We start from the raw sequence: 11,653 nt of genomic DNA on the forward strand, positions 1-11,653 counted from the left end.
CTTGGTCGTGAAGCCATGAGTGGTAGAATTCTTGTTGATCCTGAACAAAAATATCTTTTAGGTCAACCTACAACTGAAAATCTTAAAGAATTATATGTAAATTCCAATGAAAATAAAGTAGGTTTACGAATAGGATTGTTAGCAAGTAATCCCGAATTATATAGTAACAAACGAATTATGGAAGCTGGCGAAATGCGTGGTCACCAAATGGAATTTCTAAACATTAAAGAATGTTATATGAAACTCGATGCTGACACGCCAGAAATTCATTATCGTGGTGGAAGAATTTTAGATAAATTTGATGCTATAATTCCAAGAATTCGTCCAAGTATAACTTTTTATGGTTGCGCTTTAACAAGACAATTTGAAGCTTTAAAAGTATATTGTTTAAATTCTGCTGCAGCAATTACACAATCTCGAGATAAACTATATTCCTTACAATTACTTCTAAATCATGGTGTTGATATTCCAACAACTGGTTTTGCAAACTCACCATTAGATACAGATGATTTAATTAAAATGGTTGGTGGTTCGCCATTAATTGTAAAATTATTAGAAGGAACACAAGGAAAAGGAGTGGTTTTGGCAGAAACTAAAAAAGCTGCTGAATCAGTAATTAACGCTTTCAAAAGTTTAAATGCCAACATCTTAGTTCAAGAATTTATAAAAGAAGCCAACGGAAAAGATTTGCGTTTATTTGTAATTGATGGAAAAGTTGTTGCAGCTATTCAAAGAGAAGCAGTTGCAGGAGAATTTCGAGCAAATATACATCTTGGCGGAACAGCATCTATTATAAAACCAACATCCGAAGAAAAACGAATTGCTATAAAAGCAGCTAAAGCTATGGATTTAAAAGTGGCTGGAGTTGATATTATTCGGTCGTCAAAAGGTCCATTATTGTTAGAAGTAAATTCATCACCAGGATTAGAAGGTATTGAAGGCGCAACAAATAAGGATATTGCTGGAGAAATGATTAAAGCGATTGAGAAAAATTTTAAGTGGAAATGATTTTAAGGTACGAAGTAGGATATTAGAAATACGATATTAGAAAATTTAAGTAAAGAAATAATTATAAAATCTAGTAAATTTGTCACACAGTGTGCTTACAATAGTTATCACTAGAAGTGGTTTTTACTTTTTTCATACAATTTTAAACAATTTTAAACAAATCAAACATCTTTAAACAAAAAGATAAAAACATCAAAATAATGAACCCATATATAGATATAATTCTAAGAAGTGCAGCAGTTTATGTTTTTATGGTAATTGCTTTGCGAGTTTTTGGTAAAAAAGAACTTTCGCAATTAAATACTGCCGATGTAATTCTAATTTTACTAATAAGTAATTCGGTTCAAAATGCAATGGTAGGAAGTAATTCTTCACTTGAAGGTGGATTAGTTGCTGCTTTAGTTTTATTTGTTATAAATTTTATTTTGAAAAAAATAATGTATAAATTTAAAAATGTAAAAGATTTTATTCAAGACAAACCTGTTATATTAATTCATAATGGAAAATTAGAATTTAAAACTTTAGCCAAATTAGAAATTTCTTCTGATGAACTTAACGAAGTAATTCGAGAACACGGAATTGAAAATACTCAAGATGTAAAACTGGCAATGATGGAAGTTGACGGAAATATTAGTGTAATTTCTGGCGATGTAAATATAAAACAAACCCATCATAAACGTAAAATTCATAAAACATTAGGTAATTTAAACAAATAAACCATTAACTTACTTTCTCAAATTATCTAAAACTATTATAACATTTTAATAATAAAACATGAATTCAAAATTATTTATTTTTCTATTTCTCCTATTTATTGGAAACAACAATTAAAATTAATGCCTGAACCAAAACGAATAGAAGAACTTTTTACACAAGTAAATAATTGTTACAATAATTTAACTGTTGGAAAAGATTTATTACAAACTATAAAATGTCCTGTTTTGGTTCTTGCAGGCGATAGAGACCAAGTAAATACCATTGAACATGTTGTAAACGCTGCGCAAATGATACCAATTCATCAAATTTGCATTATTCCAAATGGTACTCATCCTGTTTTTAACGAAAATTTTGAAGCCGTTTGGGCAAGTATTAAACCTTTTATTAATTATCAGTAAAACAATAAACTTTAAAACAAAACCAATGAACTTATTATCTCAAATTATCGTTGGTTTTGTTGCAATTATCCATTTATACATTATGTGGTTAGAAATGTTTGCTTGAACAACAAGAGCCAAAAAAGTTTTTAAAACCATACCAGAAGAACAATTTGAAAAAACTAAATAAAATCTCGAATTTTTTTTCAAAAATCTTAGTTAAGCTGCGCAAAGTCAACTGACTTTGAATCAAAATAAAAAAAATTTCAATAACATTATATACGTATAAAAAATAAAAAATTAACACGTGTAATAATTTTTTATTATCTTTGTTTAAAATAATTCAAAATCATGAGCACAAAGCTAACTTTAACAATAGACCAATCAGTAATTGAAAAAGCTAAAAAATATGCTAAAAGCAAACAAAATAGTTTGTCTCAAATTATTGAAAATTATTTAAAAACATTGGTAAATGATAACAAAAAAGACATTTATGAACTTAGTCCTACAGTAAAATCTTTAAAAAGTTCTTTCCATATAGATGATAATTTTGATTACAAAAAACAACTCATAAAACGTCTTTCAGATAAATATTTAAAGTAATGAAAAGCGCTTTAATAGATACTGATGTTATATTAGATTTTTTCTTTGACAGAGAGCCGTTTTCAGAAAATGCTGCACAAATTTTATCGCTTTGCGAAAGAAAATTAATCGTTGGTTACATAACACCTGTAATTTTAAGTAACGTTTACTATTTGTTAAGTCAAAAAGGAAAACAAGAAAAAGTAATTGAAAAGCTTAAATCACTTATATCTTTTTTAGAAATTTTAAGCACTGATAAAAACTCAATACTTACTGCTTTAAATTCTGATTTTAAAGATTTTGAAGATGCATTACAAAATTATTCAGCAGAACAAAACGGAACAATTAATCATATAATTACTAGAAATACTAAAGATTATAAAAAAAGTAAACTTGGCATTATTACACCAGAAGATTTTTTGAAAACAATTAAACTTTAATCTTCCAAATCAATCAAAAAACTATTTAAAAAAGCCACAGAATTTTCAATATCATAATGTAAAATTCTATCTTCTTTTACAAATGGAACTTCTACCCCAAGCTGCGCAAAGTCTCCTGACTTTACGCAAAGATCTAAACCCAAAACTTTTATCAAAAAACTTGCAAATTAGGAATGCAATTCCTAATTTTACAAAATGATACAAAGAATGTTAGCTAGTAAGGTGTTAGAACTTACAGACAAGTTTCCAATTGTTGCCATAACTGGTCCAAGACAATCGGGTAAAACTACTTTGTCTAAAATGGTTAAACCAAATTACAGTTATGTAAATTTAGAAAATTTATCCGATAGAGAATTTGCTAAAATAGATCCAATTGGGTTTTTAAATACTTATAAAAATGGAGTTATAATTGATGAAATTCAAAATGTTCCTTCCTTATTTTCCTATTTACAAATTGTTACCGATGAACGAAATATAAATGGTGAATACATAATTACAGGTTCTCAAAATTTCTTAATGATGGAACAAATAACACAATCACTAGCTGGTCGTGTAGCTTTGTTTACTTTGCTTCCATTTTCATTTAAAGAATTAGAAAATACTATTTACAAACCAGAATCTTGGGAAAAATATGCTCTTTCTGGGTCTTATCCTAGAAAAATAATTCAGAATATTCAATCGGCAGATTATTATGAAAATTATTTAAAAACCTATGTAGAACGTGATCTTCGTCTATTAAAGAATATTACTAATTTAGATTTATTTCAAAAATTTATTCAACTTCTATCTGGCAGAGTAGGGCAACTTTTTAACCAGACAAGCTTAGGAAACGAACTCGATTTAGACAACAAAACAATCAATTCTTGGTTTACTTTGTTAGAAGCTTCGTTTATAACTTTTAAATTACAACCATATCATAAAAATTACAATAAACGTTTGGTAAAAACTTCCAAAATTTATTTTAATGATATAGGATTGTTATGTTATTTATTAGGAATTAAAACTGAAACCGATCTAGAAAATCACTATGCAAAAGGTAGTATTTTTGAAAATTTAATAATTTTAGAATTACTAAAAAATTCTATTAATGAATCAACTAAATCTAAATTTTATTTCTGGAGAGATGCCTCTCAAAATGAAGTGGATTTAATAATTGAAACAGGAACAAAAGTGGAAGCAATTGAAATTAAATCTAGTAAAACAATTAATCAAAGTTTTTTTAAAGGGTTGAATTATTTTAAAAAAATAAATAGTGAAACTAATTTATCAATTATTTATGGAGGATTTGAAAATCAAACAAGAACTGATTACACTATTTATACTTTAAAAAATTTACCTAATGTATAAAGAAAAAAATTAAATTTTGTATTATTAGGAATCCAATTCCTAATTACACAAAAACCTCACAACCACTATTCAAAAACACCTTCATCTATCAAAAAACTATTTAAAAAAGCCACAGAATTTTCAATATCATAATGCAAAATTCTATCTTCTTTTACAAATGGCACTTCTACTCGATACGATTTTAAAAATAATTCTATAAAATCACTAGATTGTAAAGGTCTTCTAAATTCAATTGCTTGCGACGCATTCATCAATTCAATTGCCAAAATGCGTTCTAGGTTTTCCATAATTTTCAAACACTTTGTTGCCGCATTTGCACCCATAGAAACGTGATCTTCTTGACCGTTACTAGAAACAATACTGTCAATACTTGCTGGCGTTGCCAATTGTTTATTCTGACTTGCAATACTTGCAGCAGTATATTGCGGAATCATAAAACCCGAATTCAATCCAGGATTATCAACCAAAAATGCAGGCAAACCTCGCAATCCAGAAATTAATTGATACGTTCTTCTTTCAGAAATACTTCCCAATTCAGACAAAGCAATTGCCAAGAAATCTAAAGCCAAAGCCAAAGGTTGTCCGTGAAAATTTCCACCAGAAATAATCACATCACTTTCAATAAATATATTAGGATTATCGGTAACCGAATTAATTTCTGTTTTAAAAACTTTCTTCACATAATCAATCGTGTCCTTGCTTGCGCCGTGAACTTGAGGAATACATCTAAACGAATATGGATCTTGTACGTGTTGCTTTTTTTGCGAAATAATTTCGCTGTCTTCAAGCAACTCTTTCATTCGTTTGGCAGTTACAATTTGACCTTTATGCGGACGAATAAAATGTATTAATTCGTTAAAAGGTTCAATTCTTCCATCAAATCCTTCTAAAGAAATTGCAGCAATTACATCTGAAAAATAAGAATATTTCATCGCTTTTATCAAAATATAACATCCGTAAGCACTCATAAATTGAGTTCCATTTAATAGTGCTAAACCTTCTTTAGATTGCAAAGTAATTGGTTGCCAATTAAATTGTTTTAAAACTTGCGATGAATGTACTTTTTTACCTTCATAATTCACTTCGCCTTCACCCAAAAGTGGCAACGATAAATGTGCTAAAGGTGCTAAATCGCCACTTGCACCAAGCGAACCTTGAGTATAAATTACTGGTAAAATATCATTATTATAAAAATCAATTAAACGTTCAACAGTTTGCAATTGAACACCAGAATGTCCATAACTAATCGACTGAATTTTAAGCAAAAGCATGATTTTTACAATCTCATTCGGAACTTCATCACCAGTTCCACAAGCATGAGATTTTACCAAATTAGATTGCAATTGCGATAAGTTTTCATTAGAAATAACAACATTACACAACGAACCAAAACCAGTGTTTATTCCATAAATTGGTTCGGTAGAAGTTTGCATTTTTTTGTCTAAATATGCTCTACATTTCTGAATATTTATTTTAGCTTCTTCCGATAATGCAAGCGTTTTATGTTGTGAAATTATTTCTTGTAATTGCTCTAAATGCAGTACTTCTGAACTTATATAATGCGAATTGTCCATTTTGGAATTAAATTAGATGTCAAAATTCCGTAAACGATTGTTAAAAAACAAGGTTTAACGACATTATTTTATTGAATATTTATTAAAAAAATACTTCATATAAACAGAATATCACTTTTAAAAATAAATAAATTCAATAAAAATGAAGGATTCATAAAAATAACAAACCAATTTTTTTTGACAACTAAAAAATACTACATTTGAAAATAATGTTAAAAAATTGCTACACATATAGCTTCATACCTACTACCAATTCTTTGGTTGCGACTTCTGTTGGCACAACATTCACTACAACTACAACCCCATTTGGGGTATAATTTTCTCATATAATCCAATTTCTATGGACTTTCAAAATGAAAGTAAAATGCTCTATTTCTCAAATACAACCTTCAAAATAATTGAAAACAAAAAATAAATTTAAGAAATTAAGAAAAAACTAAATGAAACTTAATCTCTAAATAGTTTAAAAATAAAATAAAATCATGATAGTATTAAAATTTGGTGGAACATCAGTAGCCAATGCTCAAAATATTAAGCTTGTACTTGATATTATTCAAAAAAAATCACAATCCAACAAACTCGCTGTTGTAGTTTCTGCATTAAGTGGTGTTACCGATTTGTTACTTTTAGCTGCCAAAAACGCATCAGAAAAAGATAAAAATTACAAAGAAATCATCTTCCAAATCGACAAAAAACACAAAGATGTTATTGACGAATTGATTCCACTAAGTGATCAAAACGAAATCATAAATTTAGTAAACAACAATATTAATCACCTTAAAACTTTGCTAGATGGCTGTTTTTTATTGGGCGAATTAACGCATCGTACCACAGATACTATTTTAAGTTTTGGCGAATTATTATCGTCCAACATTATTACATTGGCGTTACAGCAAAAAATTATTAATTCCGAATATAAAGACAGTCGCGAACTTATAAAAACCAATTCTAATTTTGGCAAAGCCGAAGTCAATTTTGTTAAAACAAATCAATTAATTTCCGATTTTCTTAAATCCAATATATCTCAAGTAGTTGTTTTTCCGGGTTTTATTGCTACTGATGATAATAAAAACACAACAACTCTTGGTCGTGGCGGTTCCGATTATACGGCTGCTATTATTGCAAATGCATCAAAATCTGAAGTATTAGAAATTTGGACCGATGTAAACGGAATGTTTACTGCAAATCCTAAAATTGTCAATCAAGCACAACCTATCGAAAACATTTCTTATCAAGAAGCTATGGAATTGTCACATTTTGGAGCCAAAGTATTGTATCCTCCAACAATTCAACCGGTTTTAAATGCCAATATTCCAATTTGGATAAAAAACACGTTTGAACCAGAAGCTTTTGGAACTTATATATCTAACGAAAATAAAGTACATTCTAATCCTATAAAAGGAATTTCGCATATTGATAAAATTGCTTTATTAACACTCGAAGGTTCAGGAATGATTGGTGTTGCAGGTTCGTCTAAAAGATTATTCGAAGTGTTATCCAACAACAATATAAACGTAATTTTCATCACACAAGCATCTTCTGAACATTCTATTTGCATCGGAATTCAAAATCATGATGCTGATAACGCAAAAAAATCAATAGATAAAACTTTTGAACTCGAAATTTCGCAACACAAAATTGAACCTTGCATTGTCGAAAAAGACCTTTGTATCGTAGCTCTTGTTGGCGAAAATATGAAAAACCACCAAGGAATTTCGGGTAAAATGTTCAGCACTTTAGGCAAAAATAATGTCAATATTCGAGCCATTGCACAAGGTGCATCCGAACGAAATATTTCGGTAGTTATTAATGAAAAGGATATTAAAAAAGCATTAAACACGCTTCACGAGCGCTTTTTTGAAGATAACACCAAACAACTCAATTTGTTTGTAATGGGAATTGGAAATGTAGGTGAAAAATTTATTGATCAAATCAACCAACAACAACAATTTTTAAAAGATAATCTTAAAATAAATCTTCATGTCATAGCACTTTCCAATTCTAGAAAAATGATTTTTGACGAAGAAGGAATTTCGTTAAATGACTGGAAATCTACTATTGAAAAAGGTGAGATTGCCAATTCTGATTTATTTATTTCAAATGTAAAAAAACTCAATTTACGCAACAGTATTTTTGTGGATATTACTGCCAATTATGATGTGGCAGGAATTTACGAACAATTTCTAAAAATGAATGTTGGCGTGGTAACTTGCAACAAAATTGCGTGTTCATCCCAATATGAAAATTACAAAAAACTAAAAGATTTATCTCGAAAATACAACGCACCATTTTTATTTGAAACCAATGTTGGTGCTGGCTTACCAATAATTGATACCTTAAAAAATTTAATTGCATCTGGCGATAAAGTCAACAAAATTCAAGCAGTTTTATCTGGTAGTTTGAATTTTATTTTTAATAATTTTTCGGAAACCTACAATTTTCACGATGTGGTAAAAGAAGCTGGCGTTCAAGGTTTTACAGAACCCGATCCAAAAATAGATTTATCAGGAGTTGATGTGGCTCGAAAAATTCTTATTTTAATCAGAGAAAGTGGTTATCAAATGGAAATGGAAGACATAAAAAACAATTCGTTTTTACCAGACGAATGTATGAAAACCAACAATAACGACGATTTTTTCAAGTCATTAACTAAATATTCAAGCCATTTTGAAAATCTTTTATCAGAAGCAAAAAACAAAGATTGTCGCATAAAATTTGTAGCTTCGTTCGATAACGGAAAAGCAAGTGTAGGTTTACAATTTATCCCAAAAGAAAGTCCGTTTTACAACCTCGAAGGAAAAGATAATATTGTAGAATTTTACACCGACAGATACAGCGATCAACCGTTAATTATAAAAGGTGCTGGTGCTGGCGCAGCCGTTACAGCGTCTGGGATTTTTGCTGATGTTATAAGAATTGGAAATGTGTAAAAAAGTTGCAATTCAACATTTCTTTCATTGAAACGAATGGCTAGGTCTCTATTTATGAACCATTTTCCTGCTTTTCGTTTCAATCTTTTTTTAATTGCCTTGGGTTTAAACCCAAGGCAATTAAAAAAAGGATTTCCACTTCAATCAGGGTTAATTAATAAATGTATTGCACCAACGTATCAAAAAATAAAGACGTTGCACTGCATTGTATCAAAATGTAAATGCGTTGCACTGCAACGTATCAAAATGTAAATGCGTTGCAATACAACGTATCAAAATGTAAATGCGTTGCACTGCAACGTATAATATTGTAAATGCGTTGCAATGCAACGTATAATATTGTAAATGCGTTGCAATGCAACGTATAATATTGTAAAGACGTTGCACTGCAACGTATAATATTGTAAAGACGTTGCGATGCAACTTCTCTACGAAAAAAATAAAATATGAACGAAATAAAAATATTCTGTCCAGCAACAATCGCCAATCTAAACTGCGGATTTGACATTTTAGGTCTATGCCTAGAAGGAATTGGCGATGAAATGATTATTAAAAAATCGGCAGAAAAAGGAATAAAAATAACCAAAATAACTGGCGCGAATTTACCATTAGAAACCGAAAAAAATGTTGCTGGAGTTGCTGCTTTGGCTCTTATCAATTACATCGCCTTTAAAGGTGATGCAATTAAACACGGTTTCGAAATAGAAATCCATAAAAAAATAAAAGCAGGAAGCGGAATTGGAAGTAGTTCTGCAAGTGCTGCTGGAGCAGTTTTTGGAATCAATGAATTACTAGGAAAACCATTTTCAAAACACGAGTTAGTAAACTTTGCAATGAAAGGCGAAGTGGTTGCCAGCGGAAGCGAACACGCAGATAATGTCGCGCCTTGCCTACTTGGCGGATTTACTTTGGTTCGCGGTTACAATCCTTTGGATGTGATTAGAATAGATGCGCCAAGCGAACTTTACGCAGTAGTTTTGCATCCAAATATCGAAGTAAAAACTTCAGACGCAAGAGCCGTTTTGCATCCAATGATTCCTTTAAAAGATGCAATAACTCAAACTGGAAATTTGGGTGGATTAATTGCAGGTTTATACACAAACGATTATAATTTAATTGGACGTTCACTAAAAGATGTACTAATTGAACCATTGCGAAAACATTTAATTCCTAACTTTGACCAAGTTAAAAATACTGCTTTGCAAAATGGTGCTTTAGGTTCTGGAATTTCTGGTGCTGGACCAAGTATTTTTGCTTTATGCAAAGGTCAAGAAATTGCAGAAAAAGTAGCATTAGCAATGAGCGAAAGTTATCAAAATACTGGAATTGAATTTGATATTCATATTTCAAAAATAAATCCAGAAGGAACTAAAATAATATAATTAATTTGTTGCGAGTTAAAAAGTTATGAGTTTCGAGTTTTTTAAATTGTTTTTAAATCTTGGTAACTCGAAACTCGAAACTCGAAACTCGAAACTAAACAAATGAATTACTATAGTTTAAACAATAAAAACAGCAAAGTTTCTTTTCAAGAATCAGTCATTCAAGGACTTGCACCAGATAATGGTTTGTATTTTCCTGAAACAATTACACAATTACCACAATCATTCTTTGATGAAATAGAAAATTTATCCAACGAAGAAATTGCCTTTGAAGCGATTAAACAATTCGTAGGAAATGAAATTCCAGAAACTGAGTTAAAAAAAATTGTATCAGAAACATTATCTTTCGGTTTTCCATTAGTGAAAATTGAAGAAAATGTATATTCATTAGAATTATTTCACGGACCAACAATGGCTTTTAAAGATGTTGGTGCACGATTTATGTCGCGTTGTTTGGCCTATTTTAATAAAGATAAAAATAAAAAAAATACAGTTCTTGTCGCAACTTCTGGCGATACTGGTGGCGCAGTTGCAAGCGGATTTTTAAACGTAAAAGGTGTTGAAGTTGTAATTTTATATCCATCAGGAAAAGTTAGTGATATTCAAGAAAGACAACTTACAACTCTTGGTGAAAATATTACTGCGCTTGAAGTTGATGGTGTTTTTGACGATTGTCAAGACATGGTTAAAAAAGCTTTTAATGATGCTGATTTAAAACACAAAAATCTAACTTCTGCAAATTCTATAAATATTGCTCGTTGGTTACCACAAATGTTTTACTTTTTCTTTGCCTACAAAGAATTAAAAAAATTCAATAAACCATTAATAGTTTCTTGTCCAAGTGGTAATTTTGGTAATATCTGCGCAGGAATAATAGCTAAAAAACTAGGTTTACCACTCGCCCATTTTGTAGCTTCTACAAATGAAAATGATACTGTTCCAAGATTTTTAGAAAACGGAATTTACAATCCAAAACCATCAGTAGCAACAATTTCAAATGCAATGGATGTTGGAAATCCGAGTAATTTTGTGCGAATTCAAGAAATGTATAACAATGATTTAGAAGCATTTGAAAAAGATTTTTCGTCCTATTCTTTTTCTGATGAAGAAACTAAATTCATAATAAAAAATATTTATATAAATTCTGGATATGTTGCTGAACCTCACGGTGCAATTGGTTATTTAGGATTAAAAAAAGAACTTCAAAATTACAATGATGCAATTGGTTTTTTCTTAGAAACTGCGCATCCAATTAAATTTTTAGATGTTGTTGAACCAGTTTTAAATATAAAATTA

At 29.8% G+C, this 11,653-nt stretch carries 11 protein-coding genes; 9 read left to right on the forward strand and 2 right to left on the reverse strand.

The genetic code is table 11. The features are described from left to right. The 5 genes from rimK to ACH2BO_RS05770 all read left to right on the forward strand — a co-directional run. The coding region (gene rimK, locus ACH2BO_RS05750; RefSeq protein ID WP_395043798.1) for a 30S ribosomal protein S6--L-glutamate ligase at positions 1-1,008 on the forward strand (1,008 nt) is incomplete at its 5' end. Between the two features lie 200 nt (positions 1,009-1,208). Further along, positions 1,209-1,724 carry a DUF421 domain-containing protein gene (locus tag ACH2BO_RS05755; protein WP_395043799.1) on the forward strand — a complete coding sequence of 172 codons (516 nt, stop codon included), beginning with the start codon at positions 1,209-1,211 and terminating at the stop codon, positions 1,722-1,724. A gap of 120 nt (positions 1,725-1,844) precedes the next feature. Next, positions 1,845-2,123, forward strand: coding sequence for an alpha/beta fold hydrolase (locus tag ACH2BO_RS05760; protein ID WP_395043800.1), 279 nt, complete (start codon positions 1,845-1,847; stop codon positions 2,121-2,123). Positions 2,124-2,453: 330 nt separating this feature from the next. Next, a complete protein-coding gene (locus ACH2BO_RS05765; RefSeq protein WP_395043801.1) occupies positions 2,454-2,705 on the forward strand; it encodes a DUF6364 family protein in 252 nt (83 codons plus the stop codon). Then, positions 2,705-3,124 (forward strand): type II toxin-antitoxin system VapC family toxin, encoded by a 420-nt coding sequence (locus ACH2BO_RS05770; RefSeq protein ID WP_395043802.1) that lies wholly within the window; start codon positions 2,705-2,707, stop codon positions 3,122-3,124. The genes ACH2BO_RS05765 and ACH2BO_RS05770 overlap by 1 nt, the downstream gene beginning before the upstream one ends. Here the strand turns inward: ACH2BO_RS05770 and ACH2BO_RS05775 are convergent. Then, the gene (locus tag ACH2BO_RS05775) at positions 3,121-3,267 is read right to left on the reverse strand and encodes a hypothetical protein (protein ID WP_395043808.1); all 147 of its coding nucleotides are present in this window, start codon (positions 3,265-3,267) and stop codon (positions 3,121-3,123) included. The two genes, ACH2BO_RS05770 and ACH2BO_RS05775, sit on opposite strands and share 4 nt — an antisense overlap. Before the next feature lie 52 nt (positions 3,268-3,319). On the opposite strand from ACH2BO_RS05775, the gene ACH2BO_RS05780 reads away from it, so the two are divergent. Continuing rightward, positions 3,320-4,471, forward strand: coding sequence for an ATP-binding protein (locus ACH2BO_RS05780; protein WP_395043803.1), 1,152 nt, complete (start codon positions 3,320-3,322; stop codon positions 4,469-4,471). Positions 4,472-4,536: 65 nt separating this feature from the next. Here ACH2BO_RS05780 and hutH read toward each other — a convergent pair whose 3' ends face one another. Beyond that, on the reverse strand, positions 4,537-6,045 hold the full coding sequence (gene hutH / locus ACH2BO_RS05785; RefSeq protein ID WP_395043804.1) for a histidine ammonia-lyase: 1,509 nt from the start codon (positions 6,043-6,045) through the stop codon (positions 4,537-4,539). 482 nt (positions 6,046-6,527) lie between these two features. On the opposite strand from hutH, the gene thrA reads away from it, so the two are divergent. The 3 genes from thrA to thrC all read left to right on the forward strand — a co-directional run. Beyond that, the gene (thrA, locus tag ACH2BO_RS05790; protein ID WP_395043805.1) at positions 6,528-8,975 is read left to right on the forward strand and encodes a bifunctional aspartate kinase/homoserine dehydrogenase I; all 2,448 of its coding nucleotides are present in this window, start codon (positions 6,528-6,530) and stop codon (positions 8,973-8,975) included. Positions 8,976-9,421: 446 nt separating this feature from the next. Further along, the gene (locus ACH2BO_RS05795; protein WP_395043806.1) at positions 9,422-10,357 is read left to right on the forward strand and encodes a homoserine kinase; all 936 of its coding nucleotides are present in this window, start codon (positions 9,422-9,424) and stop codon (positions 10,355-10,357) included. Between the two features lie 102 nt (positions 10,358-10,459). Then, a partial coding sequence (gene thrC / locus ACH2BO_RS05800; protein WP_395043807.1) for a threonine synthase occupies positions 10,460-11,653 on the forward strand: 1,194 nt, incomplete at its 3' end.

Origin of the sequence: Flavobacterium sp. (assembly GCF_043773265.1) — a bacterium.
In the GTDB taxonomy this organism is placed as follows: Bacteria; Bacteroidota; Bacteroidia; order Flavobacteriales; family Flavobacteriaceae; genus Flavobacterium.

Excerpts from the sequence above, each read along its gene's own strand:
- ACH2BO_RS05755 (WP_395043799.1), top strand. The coding sequence starts at position 1,209 with ATGAACCCATATATAGATATAATTCTAAGAAGTGCAGCAGTTTATGTT.
- ACH2BO_RS05760 (WP_395043800.1), top strand. The coding sequence starts at position 1,845 with ATGCCTGAACCAAAACGAATAGAAGAACTTTTTACACAAGTAAATAAT.
- ACH2BO_RS05765 (WP_395043801.1), top strand. The coding sequence starts at position 2,454 with ATGAGCACAAAGCTAACTTTAACAATAGACCAATCAGTAATTGAAAAA.
- ACH2BO_RS05770 (WP_395043802.1), top strand. The coding sequence starts at position 2,705 with ATGAAAAGCGCTTTAATAGATACTGATGTTATATTAGATTTTTTCTTT.
- ACH2BO_RS05780 (WP_395043803.1), top strand. The coding sequence starts at position 3,320 with ATGATACAAAGAATGTTAGCTAGTAAGGTGTTAGAACTTACAGACAAG.
- hutH (WP_395043804.1), bottom strand. The coding sequence starts at position 6,045 with ATGGACAATTCGCATTATATAAGTTCAGAAGTACTGCATTTAGAGCAA.
- thrA (WP_395043805.1), top strand. The coding sequence starts at position 6,528 with ATGATAGTATTAAAATTTGGTGGAACATCAGTAGCCAATGCTCAAAAT.
- ACH2BO_RS05795 (WP_395043806.1), top strand. The coding sequence starts at position 9,422 with ATGAACGAAATAAAAATATTCTGTCCAGCAACAATCGCCAATCTAAAC.